Raw genomic sequence first — 18,813 nt, 5'->3', positions numbered from 1 at the left:
GGCGGGCAGGTTATCCCGTTACGGCCACCTGGGGGCTTGAGTACGCTCGGGGCCTGACCCCGCCGATAATCTCCTGTCTGAGGAAGCGTGCCGTGAGCGAGCAGAACGCCGTGCCAGTCGACCCCGCCGACGACCTTCCGGAGCAGATGAAGGTCCGCCGGGAGAAGCGGGACCGGATGCTCGCCGAGGGCGTCGCGCCGTACCCGGTCGGTTTTCCCCGCACCAGCGCCCTGGCGGAGGTCCGCGAGAAGTACGCCGAGCTGCCCACCGACACCGCCACCGGGGACAAGGTCTCGGTCACCGGCCGGGTGATCTTCGTACGGAACACCGGCAAGCTCTGCTTCGCGACCCTGCGCGACGGCGACGGCACCGAGTTGCAGGCGATGCTCTCCCTGGACCGGGTCGGCGCGGAGCGGCTGGAGGACTGGAAGCGCCTGGTCGACCTCGGCGACCACGTCGGGGTGACCGGTGAGGTGATCACCAGCCGCCGGGGCGAGCTGTCGGTGCTGGCCGACGAGTGGGCGGTCACCGCCAAGGCGCTTCGCCCGCTGCCGGTGGCGCACAAGCCGCTCAGCGAGGAGGCCCGGGTCCGCCAGCGGTACGTGGACCTCATCGTCCGCCCGCAGGCGCGGCAGATGGTCCGTACCCGGGCGGCCGCGGTGCGCAGTCTGCGTGACTCGTTGCACGATGGGGGATTCATCGAGGTCGAGACGCCGATGCTCCAGTTGCTGCACGGCGGCGCGGCGGCCCGCCCATTCGTGACCCACAGCAATGCGCTCAGCACTGATCTGTATCTGCGAATCGCGCCGGAACTGTTTCTGAAGCGCGCCGTGGTCGGCGGCGTCGAGCGGGTCTTCGAGATCAACCGCAACTTCCGCAATGAGGGCATCGACTCGTCGCACTCGCCGGAGTTCGCGATGCTCGAGACCTACCAGGCGTACGGCGACTACGACACCATGGCCGAGTTGACCCGCAATCTGGTGCAGCGGGCGGCGGTCGCGGTGAGCGGTTCGACGACTGTGACGCACGCCGACGGGCGGGAGTTCGACCTGGGCGGCGAGTGGCGCTCGGTGACCCTGTTCGGGGTGCTTTCGGAGGCCCTCGGCGAGGAGGTCACGGTCCGCACCGAGCGGTCCCGCCTGGTCGAGTACGCCGACAAGGTCGGGCTCTCCGTCGACCCGAAGTGGGGCGCGGGCAAGCTGGCCGAGGAGCTCTTCGAGGAGTTGGTCGTCCCGGGCCTGCAGGCGCCCACCTTCGTGCGGGACTACCCGGAGGAGACCAGCCCGCTGACCCGGGCCCACCGCAGCGAGCCGGGGCTGGCCGAGAAGTGGGACCTCTACGTGCTCGGCTTCGAGCTGGGCACCGCGTACTCGGAGCTGGTGGACCCGGTGGTGCAGCGGGAGCGGCTGGTCGCCCAGGCGCAGCTGGCCGCCCGCGGCGACGACGAGGCGATGCGGCTGGACGAGGACTTCCTCCGGGCGATGGAGTACGGAATGCCGCCGGCCGGGGGTATGGGAATGGGAATCGACCGTCTTCTGATGGCGCTCACCGGCCTGGGAATTCGGGAAACGATCCTGTTCCCCTTGGTTCGCCCCGAGTGACCGGACGACTTCTTCTCCGGCTCGTTACCGCATCCCGTTGACGCGACAAGCATCGGGCGGGTTATCGTGCTCCTATTGCAGGAGCACCCTGCTCGAAAGGAATGTGGGACGTGGCCAAGCAGATCATTCACAAGCTGGTCGATGACCTGGACGGCGGGGACGCGGACGAGACCGTCAAGTTCGCCCTGGACGGCGTTCAGTACGAGATCGACCTGTCGGCCAAGAACGCCGAGAAATTGCGCGACGTATTCGCCCAGTACGTGGCGGCGGGCACCCGGGTCGGCCGGGGCGGCGTGGTCGTCGGTGGCCGGGCCGCTCGGGGCCGGGGCGGCGCCACTGCCGATCGCGAGCAGAACAAGGCCATTCGGGCCTGGGCTAAGAAGGCCGGCCGGGACATCTCCGACCGGGGTCGCATCCCCCAGGAGATCGTCGAGGAGTACCACTCGAAGGCCGGTCACTGACCGAGGGCCGAGGCGACACGACGCCGGACCGGAGCGTGGCTCCGGGCCGGCGTCGCCGTGTCCGGGGGCGGTCCGGCGCGGGTGTCGGCGCCGCCGTCGGGGCCGGGAAGGTTCTCAGCCCGACCGACGTTGTCCACAACCAGTGGAGAAGTTGTCCACAGCCTGTGGATGAGGCCACCGCGGCACCGGAAGGCGCTGCGGACCCCCCTGGCGAATTTCGCTCTGCGCGTACAGCTGAGGGTCCCGGAACACCTCCTGAGCGCGGATGGTTGTTCAAAACGACGTCAGAACGGCTCAGCGCGGGGAGACACGACCTCAGCGGAGTCGGTCAGCGGCGATAGAGTAAGGAGGCACGGACGCCCGTCCCGGACGTCCGCGCACCGGCCCCGCCAAGATCTTGGCTATCAAGGCGCACGGCACGTGAGGAGCACGAGGGCATGTTCGAGCGGTTCACCGACCGAGCGCGACGGGTTGTCGTCCTGGCCCAAGAAGAGGCCCGGATGCTCAACCACAACTACATCGGTACGGAGCACATCCTGCTGGGCCTCATCCACGAGGGTGAAGGCGTCGCGGCTAAGGCCCTGGAGAGCCTCGGCATCTCCCTCGAGGGCGTCCGTCAGCAGGTCGAGGAGATCATCGGCCAGGGTCAGCAGGCGCCGAGCGGGCACATCCCGTTCACGCCGCGGGCCAAGAAGGTGCTGGAGCTGTCGCTGCGCGAGGCGCTGCAGCTCGGCCACAACTACATCGGCACCGAGCACATCCTGCTCGGCCTGATTCGCGAGGGCGAGGGCGTCGCCGCCCAGGTGCTGGTCAAGCTCGGCGCCGACCTCAACCGGGTCCGCCAGCAGGTGATCCAGCTGCTCTCCGGCTACCAGGGCAAGGAGCCGGCCGCGGCCGGTGCCACCCCGGGTGAGGCCGCGCCGTCGACCAGCCTGGTGCTGGACCAGTTCGGCCGCAACCTGACCCAGGCCGCCCGCGAGGGCAAGCTCGACCCGGTGATCGGGCGCGAGAAGGAAATCGAGCGGGTCATGCAGGTGCTCTCCCGCCGTACCAAGAACAACCCGGTCCTGATCGGTGAGCCCGGCGTCGGCAAGACCGCCGTGGTGGAGGGGCTGTCCCAGAAGATCATCAAGGGCGAGGTGCCCGAGACGCTGAAGGACAAGCAGCTCTACACCCTCGACCTCGGTGCCCTGGTCGCCGGTTCCCGCTACCGCGGTGACTTCGAGGAGCGCCTCAAGAAGGTGCTCAAGGAGATCCGCACCCGCGGCGACATCATCCTCTTCATCGACGAGATCCACACCCTGGTGGGTGCGGGTGCCGCCGAGGGCGCGATCGACGCGGCGAGCATCCTCAAGCCGATGCTGGCCCGTGGCGAGCTGCAGACCATCGGCGCCACCACGCTGGATGAGTACCGCAAGCACCTGGAGAAGGACGCCGCTCTCGAGCGTCGTTTCCAGCCGATCCAGGTGGGTGAGCCGTCCCTGGCCCACACCATCGAGATCCTCAAGGGCCTGCGGGACCGCTACGAGGCGCACCACCGGGTGAGCATCACCGACGCCGCTCTCGTGGCCGCCGCCACTCTGGCCGACCGTTACATCTCCGACCGCTTCCTGCCGGACAAGGCGATCGACCTGATCGACGAGGCCGGCGCGCGGATGCGGATCCGCCGGATGACCGCGCCGCCAGACCTGCGCGACTTCGACGAGCGCATCGCCCAGGTGCGTCGCGACAAGGAGTCCGCGATCGACGCGCAGGACTTCGAGCGCGCCGCCCAGCTGCGCGACAAGGAGAAGCAGCTCCTCGGCCAGAAGGCGCAGCGGGAGAAGGAGTGGAAGGCCGGTGACCTGGACGTCGTCAGCGAGGTGGACGACGAGCAGATCGCCGAGGTGCTCGGCAACTGGACCGGCATCCCGGTCTACAAGCTGACCGAGGAGGAGACCTCGCGCCTGCTGCGCATGGAGGACGAGCTGCACAAGCGCGTCATCGGCCAGGAGGACGCGGTCAAGGCGGTCTCGAAGGCGATCCGGCGTACCCGGGCCGGCCTGAAGGACCCCAAGCGCCCGTCGGGCTCGTTCATCTTCGCCGGCCCGTCCGGTGTCGGTAAGACCGAGCTCTCCAAGGCGCTGGCCGAGTTCCTCTTCGGCAGCGAGGACGCCCTCATCCAGCTGGACATGTCCGAGTTCCACGACCGCTACACGGTCTCCCGGCTGGTGGGTGCCCCTCCCGGCTACGTCGGCTACGACGAGGGCGGGCAGCTGACCGAGAAGGTGCGGCGTCGGCCGTTCTCGGTGGTCCTCTTCGACGAGATCGAGAAGGCCCACCCGGACGTGTTCAACACGCTGCTCCAGATCCTGGAGGACGGTCGGCTCACCGACGGTCAGGGCCGGATCGTGGACTTCAAGAACACGGTCATCATCCTGACCACCAACCTCGGTACCCGGGACGTGGCCAAGGCGGTGTCGCTGGGCTTCCAGGCCTCGGAGGACTCCGAGTCGAACTACGACCGGATGAAGCAGAAGGTCAACGACGAGCTCAAGCAGCACTTCCGGCCTGAGTTCCTCAACCGGATCGACGACACCATCGTCTTCCACCAGCTGCGTCAGTCCGAGATCCTCTCGATCGTGGACATCATGATCCAGCGGATCGAGACCCAGCTCCGCAACAAGGACATGGGTCTGGAGCTGACCGACAACGCCAAGAAGTACCTGTCCAAGAAGGGCTTCGACCCGGTGCTGGGCGCGCGTCCGCTGCGTCGCACGATCCAGCGCGACATCGAGGACAACCTCTCCGAGCGGATCCTCTTCAACGAGCTGACCCCGGGTCAGATCGTGGTGGTGGACTGCGAGGGTGACCCGGAGGACATCGACAAGTCCAAGCTGGTCTTCCGCGGTTCGGACCGCCCGGCCGAGGTGCCGGACGCCGTTCCGGCCGACCTCGGTGGCGCGGCCACCGCGGGCGCGGACGAGTAAGGACGACAGCACGAGGGCGACGGCCCCGGTCGGCGAAAGCCAGCCGGGGCCGTCGCCTTTCGTAACTCTGGCGGTGGCGGGTCAGCGGAGCGGGAGAGGGGTGGGCGGGCCGTCGCCGAGAAGGCGGAACGACTCCTCGCCCACCGGCTCGACCAGGCCGTCCTTCACCAGCCCGGCGAGCGCCCGGGCCCGCTGCACGTCGTCGTGCCAGACCTGGTCCAGCCGCTGGTGCGGGACCGGCCCGGTGGCCTCCCGGAGCACCCCGAGCAGCAGTCCCCGGACCTGCCGGTCGGTGCCGGCGTACCGCTGGGGACGGCGGGTGGGGCCGGCCGGGGCGTCCTGGCCGGAGGCCCGCCAGGCGCAGACCGACTCCACCGGGCAGACCGCGCAGCGCGGCGAACGGGCCGTGCAGATCACCGCGCCGAGCTCCATGAAGGCGGCGCTGGCCAGCGCGGCGGCGGCCGGCTCGACGGGGAGCAGTTCCTCGCAGGCGACCAGGTCGGAGGGGCGGGTCGCCGGTCCGGCGTCCGGTTCACCGGCGATCGCCCGGGAGACCACCCGCCGGACGTTGGTGTCGACCACCGGATGCCGCTGCCCGAACGCGAACGCGGCGACCGCCCGCGCGGTGTACGTCCCGACGCCGGGCAGCGCCAGCAGCTGGTCGAGCTGGTCCGGCACCGCCCCGCCGTGCCGCTCCACGATCGCCACCGCGCAGTCGCGCAGCCGGACCGCCCGGCGGGGGTAGCCGAGCCGGCCCCACATCCGGATCGCCTCGGCCGGCGGGTCGGCGGCCAGCGCGGCCGGGTCGGGCCAGCGGGCCAGCCAGGCCTGCCAGGCGGGCAGCACCCGGACCACCGGGGTCTGCTGGAGCATGACCTCGCTGACCAGGATGGCCCACGCCCCGACGCCGGGCTCGCGCCACGGCAGGTCACGGGCGTTCTGCTCGTACCACCGGCTGACCCGGGTGGCGAAGGTGGGTTCAGTCATCGCGTCGCCGATGATGTCACGCGCCGCCTTCCCGCAGGATGGGCGGTCCGGGCGGGGCGGCGCGGCGGCTCGACCCGGAAAGGGGAGAATGCCCGGATGAACGAGCTCGCGATCACCGTCATCGGCCGGGACCGGCCCGGCATCGTGGCCGACGTCGCCGAGGTGCTCGCCCGGCTCGGCGCGAACCTCACCGACTCCACCATGACCCGGCTGCGGGGTCACTTCGCGATGACCCTGATCTGCGTCGGCCCGGCCGCCGCCGAGGTCGAGGCCGCGCTGGCCCCACTCGCCGCCGACGGCCAGCTGCTGGCCACCGTACGCGCGGTCACCCCGGACGGGGAGGCGGCGCCCGGGGGTGAGCCGTACGTGATGGCGGTGCACGGCGCGGACCGGATGGGGATCGTGGCGGCGATGACCCGGGCGCTCGCCGACGCGGGCGGCAACGTGACGGACCTGAGCACCCGGCTGACCGGCTCGCTCTACGTGGTGGTCGCCGAGGTGGACCTCCGCCCGGGCAGCGCCGACGAGGTGGCCGGGCGGCTCGCCCGGGCCGCCGCCGAGCTGGGGGTCGGGGTGTCGCTGCGGCCGACCGAGCCGGACATGCTGTGAGCGAGGAGTACGCCGGCCTCGGCGACTGGACCCCGGAGAGCCTGGGCCTGGCGGGGGAGGTGCGCCCGGTGGTCTGCGCCCCCGACCCGGTGCTCAGCCGGCCCGGCCCGGAGGTCGACCCGACCGCCGAGGAGGTGGTCCGGCTCGCCGCCGACCTGGTCGCGACGATGAAGGTCGCGCCCGGCTGCGTGGGTCTCGCCGCCCCGCAGGTGGGGGTGGGCGCGCAGGTCTTCGCGGTGGACGTGACCGGCCACCCCAAGGCGGTCACCGTGCACGGCGTCTTCGTGCTCTGCAACGCCCGGGTGGTGGAGGCGAGCCGGTGGAAGGCCGGCCGGGAGGGCTGCATGTCGGTGCCCGACCTCACCGGTGACGTGAAGCGGGCCAGTCGGCTGGTCGTCGAGGGCGTGCTGCCCGGCACCGGGAAGTCCGTCCGGTTGGTCACCGACGGCTTCGAGGCCCGCGCGCTGCAACACGAGATCGATCACTGCGCCGGGTTGCTCTTCCTCGACCAGGTCGCCGGCGCGCACGCCGTCTACCAGCGCAAGGTCTACCTGTGAACCCGGGCTGCCGTCTGTCGTGAGTGGAGCGGCGGTCCTGACCCGCACGGAGTACGGCGCGTCGCGCCGGGTCCCCGTGCGGGGCGCGACTACGGTGGGGGCATCATGCGTCTGACGGTCGGTCCTCTGCCCTCCGCCGTGTACTGGCGGCGTCGTGCGGTCGTACTCGGAGCAGGGCTCCTCTTCCTGATTGTCCTGCTCTATTCCTGCAACCAGTCGGGTGACACGGCGACCACACCGGGGGCGCGGTCGACCCCGTCGTCGCCGGTGACGTCCCCGTCGCGGACCGGTTCGCCCCCTGCGTCGGGTCCGGACTCCGCGTCCCCGCCGGCCGCGTCCGCGGCGCCCGGCGGGTCAGTCGGTCCGGTGGCCGACCCGGGTACGACCACCGCCCCGACCACCGCCCCGCCCGCCGCCCCGCCCGCCGGTCCGGCCGCTGCCGACGACGGCACCTGCACGGACGCGGAGATCGTGGTGACCTCGGTGGCGCTGCCCTCCCAGGCGCAGCGCGGCGCGCCCGTCGATCTGAGCCTCAAGATCAAGAACAGGTCGCAGCGGACGTGCAGCCGGGACGTCGGCGCGGACGTGCAGGAGCTGTTCATCAAGTCCGGCGCGGAGAAGGTCTGGTCGTCGGACACCTGCGGCACCGGCCGCGGCTCCGACGTGCAGTCGTTCACCCCGGGCTTCGAGCGCTCCTACCAACTCACCTGGAACGGCATGGACGTCACCCGCTGCGCCAACGGGGTGGCCGCCGGGCCGAACCCGCCGGCGGGGACGTACCAGGTCTTCGCCCGGGTGGGCACCAAGCTGAGCGAGCCGGTGGCGCTGATCATCACCGGCTGAGCGCGCGGCCGGTCAGACGTAGCGTTCCAGGATGGACGCCTCGGCGAGCCGGGACAGCCCCTCCCGTACGCCCCGGGCCCGGGCGTCGCCGACCCCCTCGACGGCCTGGAGGTCCTCCACGGTGGCGCCGAGCAGCCGCTGGAGGCTGCCGAAGTGCACGACCAGCCGGTCGACGATCGCCACCGGCAGCCGGGGCACCTTGGCCAGCAGCCGGAACCCGCGCGGGCTGACCGCGGCGTCGAGCGCGTCGGAGGCGGCCGGGTAGCCGATCGCCTTGGCGACCGCGACCAGGTCGATCAGCTCGGTGGCGCCGAGCAGGTCCAGCTCGACCAGCGCCTCGTCGAGAGTGCGGGGCCTGCGGCCGGCGGGGAGGTAGTCCCGGATGACCAGGGTGCGGTCCGCGTCGACGCCGGCCATCAGCTCGTCGAGCTGAAGGGCGAGCAGGCGACCGTCGGTGCCCAGCTCGACCACGTAGCCGGAGATCTCGTCGGCGATCCGGCGAACCATCTCCAGCCGCTGCACGACCGCGACCGCGTCCCGGACGGTGACCAGATCCTCGATCTCCAGCGCGGAGAGCGTGCCGGAGACCTCGTCCAGCCGGAGCTTGTAGCGCTCCAGGGTGGCCAGCGCCTGGTTGGCCCGGGACAGGATGGCGGCCGAGTCGTCCAGCACGTGCCGCTGGCCGTTGACGTAGAGGCTGATGATCCGCATCGACTGGCTGACCGAGATGACCGGGTAGCCGGTCTGCCGGGCGACCCGCTCGGCGGTGCGGTGCCGGGTGCCGGACTCCTCGGTGGGGATGGAGGGGTCGGGCATCAGGTGGACGCCGGCCTGGACGATGCGGGTGCCGTCGCTGGAGAGCACCACGGCGCCGTCCATCTTGCACAGCTCACGGACCCGGGTGGCGGAGAACTCGACGTCCATCGGGAAGCCGCCGGTGCAGATCTGGTCGACCACCTTGTCGTAGCCGAGAACGATCAGCGCGCCGGTGCGGCCGCGCAGGATCCGCTCCAGCCCGTCGCGGAGCGCGGTGCCAGGCGCCATCAGGGCGAGATTGGCCCGCAGCGGGTCGCCGGCACTGCCGGCGCCCCCGGTGACGCTCACGCTGATCTGACGGGCGGGCGAACCCACGGCACCGGTGCGGGCGTGGGGCGTCGCGCCGGCAGGCTTGGTGGTATCGCGGTCGATCGGCACGGGCACAGTCTACGGACTGCCGTGCGGTGGGTGCTGTCGTGGTTACTGTGATGTGTCACGGCGTCGGATTCCTCCGCCCGGTCGGAGGCGGTGGTCGGTGTCCGGTATGCGTCGGGCGTCCCGCCCCACGGGCACCCTCGGTCACTCGGCGGACGCGCGAGCGACACACTGGAGCGCCGACCGGACGTCCGTGACCTCCATCACCTGCATGTTCGCCGGTGCGGCGACCCCGCTGCCGGCGGGGCCGCAGCCGGACGGCACCAGCGCCACCCGAAAGCCCAGCCGGGCCGCCTCGGCCAGCCGCCGGGGCACCGCGCCCACCCGCCGAACCTCGCCGGTCAGCCCGACCTCGCCGATCGCCACCAGATTCGGCGCGATGGCCAGGTTGAGCCCGCCGGAGGCGACCGCCAGGGCCACCGCGAGGTCGGCTGCGGGCTCCACCACCCGGATGCCACCGACGGTGGCGGCGAAGACCTCCCGGTCGTGCAGGGTCAGCCGCTCGGTACGCCGCTGGAGCACCGCCAGCACCATGGCCAGCCGAGCCCCATCGAGCCCCGAGACCGTACGCCTCGGCGAGCCGGCGACCGTCGCGCCGATGAGCGCCTGCACCTCGGTGACCAGCGCCCGGCGCCCCTCCATCGCCACCGTGACGCAGGTGCCGGGCACCGGCTCGGAGTAGCGGGTCAGGAAGAGCCCGGACGGGTCGGCCAGGCTGCTGATGCCGCCCTCGTGCATCTCGAAGCAGCCCACCTCGTCGGCGGCGCCGAACCGGTTCTTCACCCCCCGGACCATCCGCAGCGAGGAGTGCTTGTCGCCCTCGAAGTGCAGCACCACGTCGACCAGGTGCTCCAGCACCCGGGGGCCGGCGACCTGGCCGTCCTTGGTGACGTGACCGACCAGGACGGTGGCGATGCCACGCTCCTTGGCGACCGAGACCAGCGCGGCGGTGACCGCCCGGACCTGGGTGACGCCGCCGGGCACCCCCTCGGTGCCGGTGGTGGAGATGGTCTGCACCGAGTCGAGCACCAGCAGGCCCGGCTTGACCGCGTCGAGGTGGCCGAGGACGGCGCTGAGGTCGCTCTCGGCGGCCAGGTAGAGCTGGTCGTGCAGGGTGCCCATCCGTTCGGCGCGCAGCCGGACCTGGCTGACCGACTCCTCGCCGCTGACCACCAGGGAGGGGCTGCCGGCGCCGGTGGCCCACTGCTGGGCCACGTCGAGCAGCAGGGTGGACTTGCCGACCCCGGGCTCGCCGGCGAGCAGCACCACCGCACCGGGGACCAGGCCGCCGCCGAGCACCCGGTCGAGCTCGCTGACCCCGGTGGGTCGGGCCCGGGCCGGGGCGGCGCTGATGGTGGCGATCGGCCGGGCCGGCTCGGCCGGCATCCGCGAGCTGACCACCCGGCCGGAGACCAGCGGCCCGGTGACCGTGCACTCGACCACGGAACCCCACTCGCCGCACTCCGGGCAGCGCCCGACCCACTTGGGTGGCTGGTGGCCGCAGGCGTCGCACGCGTAGGCCGGGCGCGGTTCGCGGGCGGCCCGGCTGCGGGCGGCGCCGGACGCCGCGCCGGCGCGCGGGGAGGTCGATCGGGACGTGGTCACCCCAGGACGCTAACCCCCACCTGTGACGAAAACACCGTCGGCGTGGTGGTCACCACGCCGACGGTGTCGGCAGATCGTCGTGGCGTCGGGTCAGCCGCCGTGGCCGGCGCTGCCGCCCTCGCCGCCCTCTTCGCCCTCGCCGCCCTCACGGCTGATGATCGGGGAGACCGGCGCGGCCGGGGTCAGCGGGACGCCGATCGCCGCCGCGGTGGTGATGGTCTTGCCGTTGCCGAAGTCGAAGGTGAGGTTGACCTGCTCACCGACGCTGCGCGCCTCGTTCAGCCCGACGAGCTGGAGGTAGCGGCCGCCCTGCACGTTCAGCTGCACGTAGCTCAGCGCCGGGATCTCGACCTTCGCCGGCTCGCCGGCCGGGGCGGACGCGCTCTCCGCCGGGCTGGCCGACGCGGACGCCGAGGCGCTTCCCGACGGCGAGGCGCTCTCCGACGGGGACGAGCTGGGCGAGACCGAGGCGGACGGGCTCGGCGAGCCGGCCGTGCCGGTGATCACGAGCTGTCGCGCGCTGTCGGTGGTGACGGTCACCGTCACCGGGCTCTCCGTGTCGTTGTAGATCACCGCGTTGACGGAGGCGTTCGCGCCGGCAGGGTAGCCCTCGGTGCCCGGGTACTCGACGTAGAGGCCGCGCACCTTGTAGGCGTTGTCCGGGGTCCCGACGTTGATGCCCTGGACCGACGGCTGCTTGTTGGAGGTCTCGGCCGCCTGGCCGGCACCGCATCCGGTCGCCAGCAGGGCGGTCGCGGCCGCCATGCCGGAGAGCAGCAGGGCCGCCCGCCGGGAACCCCTGATCGAGCGCGTCACGTCGGTCCTCCTCGTCACGATCCCCGCCCGGCCATACCCCGGGCACGGGGTGGTCATACCCGCGCAGACCGCGCTCCAGGGTAGTTGGGGCTGATCGACTGCCGCACGCCGACCCGGGGGTGCCACCCACAGGGGTGTCGGTCAGACCACCCGACCGTTCGCCACCAGCAGGACCACGTCGATCAGGGCGACCACCATCACCGCCCGGAAGGCCGCCACCGGGCGGCCGCCGGCCCGGGTGGTGGCTCGCCCCCCGTACCAGCCGAGGGCCGGCACCACGGCGGCGACCGCGACCGCCGACAGCCCCGCCCACGACGGCGGCCCGGGCGGCCCGAGGACCAGGGTGACGGTCGCGGCCAGCAGCAGCGCGGCGGCGGCGATCCGGCTGCCGGTCGGCCCCAGCCGGTGCGGCAGGCCGCGCACCCCGGTCCGGGCGTCGTCGGCCAGGTCCGGCAGCACGTTGGCGAAGTGCGCCCCGGCGCCCAGGCAGGCCGCCGCGCCGACCAGCCAGACCGGCGGGGTCGGGGCGCCGGGCAGGGCCAGCACCACGAAGGCCGGCAACGTCCCGAAGGAGACCGCGTACGGCAGCACCGAGGCCGCAGTGGACTTCAGCGGCCAGTCGTAGAGCAGCGCCGAGGCCAGCGCGACGGCGACCCAGCCGGCGGCGATCGGGTTGGTGGTCAGCGCCACGGCCGGGCAGGCCAGGGCGGCCAGCACCGCGGCGACGGCGACCGTGCGCCGGCCGATCGCGCCCGTGGCGACCGGCTTGTCGGTACGCCCCACCACCGCGTCCCGCTCCGCGTCGAGCGCGTCGTTGGCCCAGCCGACGGCGAGCTGGCTGGCCAGCACGCTGACGGTCACCGCGGCCACCCCGGCCGGGGAGTGCCCGGCCCCCCAGGCCAGCAGCCCGGCCACCGTGGTGACCGCCGCGGCCGGCTCGGGATGGCTCGCCCTGACCAGCCCTAACACTGTCGACGACATAAGAGAAGTCTGGTCGTTGTCGGGGAGTCGTGCCAGGCTCGGTCCATGCGGAACGGTCCGGTCGCCACCCGTGGCCGGGTGCTGTCCCCCAACGACCCCCGACAGTACGACGAGCTGGCCGGCGAGTGGTGGCGGCCCGATGGCGCGTTCGCGATGCTGCACTGGCTGGCCCGGGCCCGGGCCGCGCTGGTCCCCCCGGCGGGCCGCCCCGATGCGCTCCTGGTCGACCTGGGCTGCGGCGCCGGCCTGCTCGCCCCGCACCTGGTCGGCAAGGGCTACCGGCACGTCGGTGTCGACCTGACCCGGTCCGCGCTCGCCCAGGCCGCGGCGCACGGGGTGACCGTGGTCAACGGCGACGCGACCGCCGTGCCGCTCGCCGACGGCTGCGCCGACGTGGTCGCCGCCGGCGAGCTGCTGGAGCACGTACCCGACTGGCGGCGGGCGGTCGCCGAGGCGTGCCGGTTGCTGCGGCCGGGTGGCTTGCTGGTGCTGGACACCCTCAACGACACCGCGCTGAGCCGGCTGGTCGCCGTCCACCTCGGCGAGCGGCTGCCCACCGTGCCCCGGGGGATCCACGATCCACAGTTGTTCGTGGACGAGCGCGAGCTGATCGCCGAGTGCGCCCGGCACGGTGTGACGCTGCGGACGCGCGGCATCCGGCCGGGGCTGCGCGGCACCCTGGCCTGGCTGGTGCGCCGGGTCCGGGGCGGCCCGACGCCCACCTCCGGCCGGGAACCGCGGATCCGGCCGACCTGGTCGACCGCCGTGCTCTACCAGGGACGCGGTGTCCGACACGGGTAGTCCGACCGGGCGGGGGTAAAGGGGACGCCGAGAAGGGGGCGACATGGCTGTGCACGCGCTGGAGGCGGCCCGTTGGTTGGCGCCGCGGTTCGCCGCGCGGGCGGCGGCGCACGACCGGGACGGCTCCTTTCCGCTGGACGACTTCGCCGACCTGCGGGAGGCCGGCCTCTTCGGACCGATGGTCCCCCGAGCGTTGGGCGGTGCGGGCGTCGTCTGCGCCGACCGGCTGGGCATCGCGGCGTCGGGTGGCGACCCGGACCGTGATGGTGCGACCCCTCGTTGGTGAGAGCGGTGGGGACGGCCGTCTTCCGGACGGGGACGGCCGCCGGGTGTGGGGTGTGCGAACGAGAGGTGGGGACATGGCCGTGCCAGTGATCGCGGGGCTCGGTACGGCGCAACCGCCGGGTGCCGGGCAGGACGAACTCTGGGAGGGGTTCTTCTCCCGGCACTTCTCCGGCACGACGCGGGCCCTGGCCCAGCGGATCTTCGCGAACTCCGGGGTGTCCCGTCGGCAGGCCGCGGTGAACCCGCTGCTGGAGGACGTGTCGGACTGGCCGACCGAGCGCCGGATGCGGCGCTACCAGGTGGAGGCGTTGCCGCTGGGCAAGGAGGCGGTGGGCCGGGCGCTGACCTCGGCGGGGCTGGCCGCGGGGGACGTCGGGCTCTTCGTCGTCTGCTCCTGCACCGGGTACGCCACCCCGGGGCTGGACATCCTGCTCGCCCGGGACCTGGGCATGGCCCCCGACACCCAGCGGATGTTCGTCGGGCACATGGGCTGCTACGCCGCGCTGCCCGGGCTCGGCGCGGCGGGCGACTTCGTCACCGCCCGGGGGCGGCCGGCGCTGCTGCTCTGCGCCGAGCTGACCAGCCTGCACATCCAGCCGGCGTCGGCCCGGATGGACACCCAGCAGATCGTCTCGCACGCGCTCTTCTCCGACGCGGCGGTGGCCGCCGTGCTCGTCCCGGGCGCTCCGTCCGGGTACGCGCTGCGCGAGGTCACCTCGGTCACCGACACCTCGACCGCCGACCACATGACCTGGGAGGTCACCGATACCGGCTTCCGGATGGGGCTGTCGCCGAAGGTGCCGCAGGTGCTCTCCACCCACGTCCGGGGCCTGGTCGAGGGTCTGCTCGCCCGGCACGGCAGCAGCATCGCCGAGGTGGACGGCTGGGCGGTGCACCCGGGCGGCCCGCGCATCCTCAACGTGGTGGAACGCGGGCTGGCGCTGCCGCCGGAGGCGTTGGCAGCGTCCCGGGCCATCCTGGACGAACACGGCAACTGCTCGTCCCCGACGGTGCTGCTGATCCTGGACCGGCTGCTGCGTGACGCGCACCGGCCGGAGCGGATCGTGATGCTCGCCTTCGGACCGGGCCTCACCCTCTACGCGGCCCTGCTGGAACGGACCGGCGGCTAGGCTGCCCGGATGGGCGTCGATGCGGGTGACCGGCTGCGCGGTGGCGTGCTGATCGGGGCGGCGCTGGCCGTCCTGGCGGCCGGTGGCTGGTGGTGGTGGGACGCCGCGCCGGTGGTCGACCCCACGGCGGCGCCGACCCCGCCCTCGGCGTTGGCGGACCTGCCCGTGCCCGGCCCGCTCGCCACGGTCCAGGTGGAGATCGCCCCGGGGACCGGACGGATCATCGGGTTGACACAGGTGCCGGACCACGGCGACCCGGACGTCGGGCTGCCAACGTTCACCGACACCCTCTGGCGGGAGCGCCTGGTCCTGGTGCCGGGTCAGCCGCCGGTGAGTCGGGATTCGCTGCCGGACGGCGCCCGGCACCTGTTCCAGTACCGCTGCTCCGGCAACGGGCAGCTGCTGGTCACGATCATTCACGACGAGCAGTACACCGAGAACCGCCAGACGGCCTGCGACGGGGACCTGGGCTCGCTGGAGTTGCCCGACCCGCTGGTGCGGACCCGGCTCTACCTTTCCGCCGTCGAACCCGGCCCGGTCGAGCTCGAGGCCCAACTGGTCGCCCTGCCCTGAGTCCGCCCGTCGGCGGGCGTGCCGACCGGGGTGGTCAGCCGGCGAGCCGGGCCAGATCGGCGCGGTAGTCGTCGGCGGCGCCCAGCTCGGGCACCACCCGGACGACCGTGCCGGCGCGGTCCACCAGCAGCGCGGGGGCGGTGCCGGGGCGGCTGTCGAGATGCAGGGCGGCCCGCAGGCCGCCGGCCGGGTCGGCGAGGGCCCGGACCCGGTCGCCGCCGGCGCGGGTGGGGGTGGCGCCGACCGTAGGACCGCCGGTGACGGTGACCACCTGGACGCCGGCGGGCGCGGCCGCGGCGGCCGTGAGGACCTGGTCGGCGCAGGCGCAGGCGTCCACCAGGATGATCATGGCGGGGAGCAGCCGGCGCAGCGGCACGGGCGCCTGGTCGACGCCGACCAGGTCGAGCGCGGGCAGCGGCCGGCCGCTCAGCGCGGGGGGCCCCGACGGGTACGGCAGGACGGTGGGTCGATCCCCGCTGCGCGGCGGTCGGGGCCAGGTGACGGCGGCCAGCCCGGCCAGCGTGGTGAGCACGGCGACCAGCAGGATCAGCACGGGCAGGCCGAGGGGTGGCCCGCCGTCCGGGCGGGGGGCCAGGCCCAGCCTGCGGCGCCAGCGGCCCGCTGGACCGCGCCGGCGCAGCTCCCGCCGGAGCTGAGCGGCCTCCGCGGCCAGCGCCGAGGCGTCGTCCGGTACGACCACCCGGCCCCACTCCGGTGGCAGGTCGGGCAGCCCTTCTGGCGGGCCGTGACCCTCTGCGTCAGGCATGCCCATCGGACCCCCGGGAAGCGTCGCGGCGAGCGGGCTGCGGTACGTCCTCCAGCCTCCCGCACCGCCCCCTGCTCCCGCTACACCTGGGCGGGGCGAGCGGCACCGGGCTACCATGGGAGAAGCGCATAGCCCGAGACATCGACGCTCCGATCACCCGTACCGGGTTGTCATCCGTTGCTTACGGAGCGTGTTCAAACCATCGGTTTGACCGCCTGTCAAGCTGAAGAAATACCTCTCACAGGGCCCCTGAGCTGCGCCAACGGTCAGGACAGCGGTGGGACATCGGTGCCTGAGCGTGTTACTCTAGACACAGCGAAAGGGGTTTCGAACCTATGGTTTTCAGTGTCGGCGAGACCGTTGTTTACCCCCACCACGGGGCCGCACTCATCGAGGCAATCGAGACTCGGGTCATCAAGGGCGAGCCTAAGCAGTACCTCGTCCTGAAGGTCGCGCAGGGTGACCTGACGGTCCGGGTGCCCGCTGAGAACGCCGAGATCGTGGGTGTGCGCGAGGTGGTCGGCGAAGAGGGCCTGGGCAAGGTCTTCGACGTGCTCCGTGCACCGCACACCGAGGAGCCGACCAACTGGTCGCGGCGTTACAAGGCGAATCTGGAGAAGCTGGCCTCCGGCAACCCGCTGAAGGTGGCCGAGGTCGTCCGCGACCTGTGGCGTCGGGAGCGGGAGCGGGGCCTCTCCGCGGGTGAGAAGCGGATGCTCGCCAAGGCCCGCGACATTCTCGTCGGCGAGGTCGCGCTGGCCGAGAAGAGCACCAAGGACGAGGCGGAGTCGCTGCTCGACAAGGTACTGACCGAGGCCTGATTTCCACAGCATCGTCGTACCCAGCCCGAAGCAAAGAAACCCGAGGACCGCGACGTGACCGCGCAGCTCAATCCGCGCGGTGACGTCGCGGTCCTCGTGCCTGCGGCCGGTGCCGGGGTACGCCTCGGTCCCGGCGCTCCCAAGGCGCTGCGCCTGCTCGGCGGCGAGCCGCTGCTGGTGCACGCCGTACGCCGGATCGCGGCGGCGCCGTCCGTGCACACGATCGTGGTGGCCGCCCCGGCCACCGAGGTCGGGGCGGTCCGCGAACTGCTCGCCCCGGTGGCGCCTGTGCTGGTCGTCCCCGGTGGGGCCGAGCGGCAGGCGTCCGTGGCGGCCGCCCTCGCGGCGGTCCCGCCCGGGCCGGGCATCGTGCTGGTGCACGACGCCGCCCGGGCGCTGACCCCGCCGGACCTCGTCGAGTCGGTGGCCGCGGCGGTCCGGGCCGGGCACCATGCGGTGATCCCGGTGCTCCCCGTGGTCGACACGATCAAGGAGGTCGGGGCCGGCGAGATCGTCCTCGGCACCGTCGACCGGTCGGCGCTGCGCGCCGTGCAGACCCCGCAGGGCTTCCGCCGGGACGTGCTCACCGCCGCGCACGCGGCGGCCGGCGACCCGCTCACCGACGACGCCGGCCTGGTCGAGAAACAGGGCGTCCCGGTGTTCTGCGTACCCGGTTCGGAGTACGCGCTGAAGGTCACCCGCCCGTTCGACCTGGCCCTGGCCGAGCACCTGCTGACCACCGGCCGCTGAGCCCCCGCCGGTGCCGACGGTACCTATGCTGGCCGGCATGATCACCCTGGAGCGGCTCCGGGCCGACCACGCGGACGCGCTGCTGGCATTCGAGCGGGAGAATCGGGAATGGTTCGCCCGTTCCGTGCCGGATCGGGGCGACGCCTACTTCGCCGACTTCGCCTCCCGACACCGCGCCCTCCTCGCCGAGCAGGATGGCGGGACCTGCCACTTCCACGTGGTACTGGACGACCGCGGCGAGCTGATCGGCCGGGTCAACCTGGTGGACGTCGAGGGCGGAACCGCCGAACTCGGCTACCGGATCGGCGAGCGCGCCGCGGGCCGGGGAGTGGCGACGGCGGCGGTCGGGCAGGTGTGCCGGCTCGCCGTGGCGACGTACCGGCTCACCACCCTCACCGCGGTCACCACCCTCGACAACCCGGCTTCCATGGCCGTGCTCGGGCGTACCGGGTTCGTGCTGGTGGGAGACGTCGAGATCGGGGGGCGCCCCGGCCGGCGGTACGAGTGCCGGCTCGTCACGGACGTCCGGACGGAGCAGGCCGGTGGTGACGGGGCGCGGGCGTCGGCGCGTACCCTCGGGTCATGATCGTTCCTCGGGTCGCCGTCGGCGTCGACGTGCACGCCTTCGAGGCGGGCCGGCCCTGCCAGGTCGCCGGCCTGCACTGGCCGGACCAGGACGGCCTGGCCGGGCACTCCGACGCGGACGTGGCCGCCCACGCGGCCTGCAACGCGCTGCTCTCCGCCGCCGGGCTCGGTGACCTCGGGGCGAACTTCGGGGTGGGCCAGCCGGAGTGGGCGGGCGCCTCCGGGGTGGCGCTGCTGACCGAGTCGGCCCGGCGGGTCCGGGCCGCCGGGTTCGAGATCGGCAACGTCTCCGTCCAGGTGGTCGGCAATCGCCCCAAGATCGGTCCGCGCCGGGACGAGGCGCAGCAGGTGCTCTCCCAGGCGGTCGGCGCGCCGGTCACCGTCTCGGCCGCCACCACCGACGGCCTCGGCTTCACCGGTCGCGGCGAGGGGCTCACCGGGATCGCGGTGGCCCTGGTCTACGACGCCCCGGCGGGCTGACC

At 73.0% G+C, this 18,813-nt stretch carries 19 protein-coding genes and 1 pseudogene; 14 read left to right on the top strand and 6 right to left on the bottom strand.

The annotated features are described in order from the left end of the window. Positions 1 to 92 precede the first annotated feature (92 nt). From lysS to V6U81_RS03040, 3 genes are all read left to right on the top strand, one after another. The gene (gene lysS, locus V6U81_RS03050; protein WP_334484031.1) at positions 93 to 1,601 is read left to right on the top strand and encodes a lysine--tRNA ligase; all 1,509 of its coding nucleotides are present in this window, start codon (positions 93 to 95) and stop codon (positions 1,599 to 1,601) included. 110 nt (positions 1,602 to 1,711) lie between these two features. Further along, positions 1,712 to 2,062 (top strand): histone-like nucleoid-structuring protein Lsr2, encoded by a 351-nt coding sequence (locus tag V6U81_RS03045; protein WP_334484029.1) that lies wholly within the window; start codon positions 1,712 to 1,714, stop codon positions 2,060 to 2,062. A 437-nt stretch (positions 2,063 to 2,499) separates the two neighbouring features. After that, a complete protein-coding gene (locus V6U81_RS03040; RefSeq protein ID WP_334484027.1) occupies positions 2,500 to 5,031 on the top strand; it encodes an ATP-dependent Clp protease ATP-binding subunit in 2,532 nt (843 codons plus the stop codon). An 81-nt stretch (positions 5,032 to 5,112) separates the two neighbouring features. Here V6U81_RS03040 and V6U81_RS03035 read toward each other — a convergent pair whose 3' ends face one another. Continuing rightward, a complete protein-coding gene (locus V6U81_RS03035) occupies positions 5,113 to 6,018 on the bottom strand; it encodes an HhH-GPD family protein (protein ID WP_334484024.1) in 906 nt (301 codons plus the stop codon). Positions 6,019 to 6,114: 96 nt separating this feature from the next. Between V6U81_RS03035 and V6U81_RS03030 the strand changes: the two genes are divergently transcribed. The 3 genes from V6U81_RS03030 to V6U81_RS03020 all read left to right on the top strand — a co-directional run bounded on the left by V6U81_RS03030 (position 6,115) and on the right by V6U81_RS03020 (position 8,027). Then, entirely contained in the window at positions 6,115 to 6,627 is a 513-nt protein-coding gene (locus V6U81_RS03030; RefSeq protein ID WP_334484022.1) for a glycine cleavage system transcriptional repressor, read from the top strand. Next, positions 6,624 to 7,184 (top strand): peptide deformylase, encoded by a 561-nt coding sequence (locus V6U81_RS03025; RefSeq protein WP_334484019.1) that lies wholly within the window; start codon positions 6,624 to 6,626, stop codon positions 7,182 to 7,184. The genes V6U81_RS03030 and V6U81_RS03025 overlap by 4 nt, the downstream gene beginning before the upstream one ends. A gap of 105 nt (positions 7,185 to 7,289) precedes the next feature. Further along, a complete protein-coding gene (locus V6U81_RS03020) occupies positions 7,290 to 8,027 on the top strand; it encodes a hypothetical protein (protein ID WP_334484016.1) in 738 nt (245 codons plus the stop codon). A gap of 12 nt (positions 8,028 to 8,039) precedes the next feature. Here the strand turns inward: V6U81_RS03020 and disA are convergent, their stop codons facing one another. The 4 genes from disA to V6U81_RS03000 all read right to left on the bottom strand — a co-directional run bounded on the left by disA (position 8,040) and on the right by V6U81_RS03000 (position 12,620). After that, entirely contained in the window at positions 8,040 to 9,221 is a 1,182-nt protein-coding gene (gene disA / locus V6U81_RS03015; protein WP_334484013.1) for a DNA integrity scanning diadenylate cyclase DisA, read from the bottom strand. A gap of 141 nt (positions 9,222 to 9,362) precedes the next feature. Then, complete coding sequence (radA, locus tag V6U81_RS03010) at positions 9,363 to 10,823, bottom strand: DNA repair protein RadA (protein ID WP_334484011.1); 1,461 nt, start codon at positions 10,821 to 10,823, stop codon at positions 9,363 to 9,365. Positions 10,824 to 10,913: 90 nt separating this feature from the next. Continuing rightward, on the bottom strand, positions 10,914 to 11,639 hold the full coding sequence (locus V6U81_RS03005; protein ID WP_334484009.1) for a hypothetical protein: 726 nt from the start codon (positions 11,637 to 11,639) through the stop codon (positions 10,914 to 10,916). A gap of 141 nt (positions 11,640 to 11,780) precedes the next feature. Beyond that, positions 11,781 to 12,620 carry a UbiA family prenyltransferase gene (locus V6U81_RS03000; RefSeq protein WP_334484006.1) on the bottom strand — a complete coding sequence of 280 codons (840 nt, stop codon included), beginning with the start codon at positions 12,618 to 12,620 and terminating at the stop codon, positions 11,781 to 11,783. 45 nt (positions 12,621 to 12,665) lie between these two features. Between V6U81_RS03000 and V6U81_RS02995 the strand changes: the two genes are divergently transcribed. From V6U81_RS02995 to V6U81_RS02980, 4 genes and pseudogenes are all read left to right on the top strand, one after another. Further along, positions 12,666 to 13,421: a methyltransferase domain-containing protein gene (locus tag V6U81_RS02995; protein WP_334484003.1), complete on the top strand. Its 756-nt coding sequence runs from the start codon at positions 12,666 to 12,668 to the stop codon at positions 13,419 to 13,421. 43 nt (positions 13,422 to 13,464) lie between these two features. Next, positions 13,465 to 13,659 (top strand): annotated as a pseudogene (locus V6U81_RS02990) (acyl-CoA dehydrogenase family protein); the annotation flags it as partial. A gap of 121 nt (positions 13,660 to 13,780) precedes the next feature. Beyond that, positions 13,781 to 14,836, top strand: a complete 1,056-nt coding sequence (locus V6U81_RS02985; RefSeq protein WP_334484000.1) for a type III polyketide synthase — start codon at positions 13,781 to 13,783, stop codon at positions 14,834 to 14,836. A gap of 9 nt (positions 14,837 to 14,845) precedes the next feature. Continuing rightward, positions 14,846 to 15,409: a hypothetical protein gene (locus tag V6U81_RS02980; RefSeq protein ID WP_334483997.1), complete on the top strand. Its 564-nt coding sequence runs from the start codon at positions 14,846 to 14,848 to the stop codon at positions 15,407 to 15,409. A gap of 34 nt (positions 15,410 to 15,443) precedes the next feature. On the opposite strand, the gene V6U81_RS02975 is transcribed toward V6U81_RS02980, so the two are convergent. Then, a complete protein-coding gene (locus V6U81_RS02975) occupies positions 15,444 to 16,181 on the bottom strand; it encodes a hypothetical protein (RefSeq protein WP_334483994.1) in 738 nt (245 codons plus the stop codon). 329 nt (positions 16,182 to 16,510) lie between these two features. On the opposite strand from V6U81_RS02975, the gene V6U81_RS02970 reads away from it, so the two are divergent. From V6U81_RS02970 to ispF, 4 genes are read left to right on the top strand one after another with little or no spacing between them, the layout of a single operon-like run. Further along, on the top strand, positions 16,511 to 16,996 hold the full coding sequence (locus tag V6U81_RS02970) for a CarD family transcriptional regulator (RefSeq protein ID WP_334483991.1): 486 nt from the start codon (positions 16,511 to 16,513) through the stop codon (positions 16,994 to 16,996). A gap of 54 nt (positions 16,997 to 17,050) precedes the next feature. Continuing rightward, positions 17,051 to 17,746: a 2-C-methyl-D-erythritol 4-phosphate cytidylyltransferase gene (ispD, locus tag V6U81_RS02965; RefSeq protein ID WP_334483987.1), complete on the top strand. Its 696-nt coding sequence runs from the start codon at positions 17,051 to 17,053 to the stop codon at positions 17,744 to 17,746. A 37-nt stretch (positions 17,747 to 17,783) separates the two neighbouring features. Continuing rightward, the gene (locus V6U81_RS02960) at positions 17,784 to 18,332 is read left to right on the top strand and encodes a GNAT family N-acetyltransferase (RefSeq protein ID WP_334483985.1); all 549 of its coding nucleotides are present in this window, start codon (positions 17,784 to 17,786) and stop codon (positions 18,330 to 18,332) included. Then, the gene (gene ispF / locus V6U81_RS02955) at positions 18,329 to 18,811 is read left to right on the top strand and encodes a 2-C-methyl-D-erythritol 2,4-cyclodiphosphate synthase (protein WP_334483982.1); all 483 of its coding nucleotides are present in this window, start codon (positions 18,329 to 18,331) and stop codon (positions 18,809 to 18,811) included. Before V6U81_RS02960 ends, ispF begins: the two co-directional genes overlap by 4 nt. The last annotated feature ends 2 nt before the right edge of the window (positions 18,812 to 18,813 follow it).

The organism is Micromonospora lacuserhaii, from assembly GCF_036902735.1.
Taxonomy (GTDB): Bacteria; Actinomycetota; Actinomycetes; order Mycobacteriales; family Micromonosporaceae; genus Micromonospora.
The sequence above is the reverse complement of the archived record's forward strand: the minus strand, read 5'-3'. Positions and strand labels throughout refer to the sequence as shown.

What these genes read in the sequence shown, in the direction of transcription:
- V6U81_RS02970 (WP_334483991.1), top strand. Translation starts at nt 16,511, where the DNA reads ATGGTTTTCAGTGTCGGCGAGACCGTTGTTTACCCCCACCACGGGGCC.
- V6U81_RS03000 (WP_334484006.1), bottom strand. Translation starts at nt 12,620, where the DNA reads ATGTCGTCGACAGTGTTAGGGCTGGTCAGGGCGAGCCATCCCGAGCCG.
- V6U81_RS03035 (WP_334484024.1), bottom strand. Translation starts at nt 6,018, where the DNA reads ATGACTGAACCCACCTTCGCCACCCGGGTCAGCCGGTGGTACGAGCAG.
- V6U81_RS02975 (WP_334483994.1), bottom strand. Translation starts at nt 16,181, where the DNA reads ATGGGCATGCCTGACGCAGAGGGTCACGGCCCGCCAGAAGGGCTGCCC.
- V6U81_RS03040 (WP_334484027.1), top strand. Translation starts at nt 2,500, where the DNA reads ATGTTCGAGCGGTTCACCGACCGAGCGCGACGGGTTGTCGTCCTGGCC.
- V6U81_RS03020 (WP_334484016.1), top strand. Translation starts at nt 7,290, where the DNA reads ATGCGTCTGACGGTCGGTCCTCTGCCCTCCGCCGTGTACTGGCGGCGT.
- V6U81_RS02960 (WP_334483985.1), top strand. Translation starts at nt 17,784, where the DNA reads ATGATCACCCTGGAGCGGCTCCGGGCCGACCACGCGGACGCGCTGCTG.
- V6U81_RS02985 (WP_334484000.1), top strand. Translation starts at nt 13,781, where the DNA reads ATGGCCGTGCCAGTGATCGCGGGGCTCGGTACGGCGCAACCGCCGGGT.
- V6U81_RS02980 (WP_334483997.1), top strand. Translation starts at nt 14,846, where the DNA reads ATGGGCGTCGATGCGGGTGACCGGCTGCGCGGTGGCGTGCTGATCGGG.
- V6U81_RS02995 (WP_334484003.1), top strand. Translation starts at nt 12,666, where the DNA reads ATGCGGAACGGTCCGGTCGCCACCCGTGGCCGGGTGCTGTCCCCCAAC.
- V6U81_RS03030 (WP_334484022.1), top strand. Translation starts at nt 6,115, where the DNA reads ATGAACGAGCTCGCGATCACCGTCATCGGCCGGGACCGGCCCGGCATC.
- ispF (WP_334483982.1), top strand. Translation starts at nt 18,329, where the DNA reads ATGATCGTTCCTCGGGTCGCCGTCGGCGTCGACGTGCACGCCTTCGAG.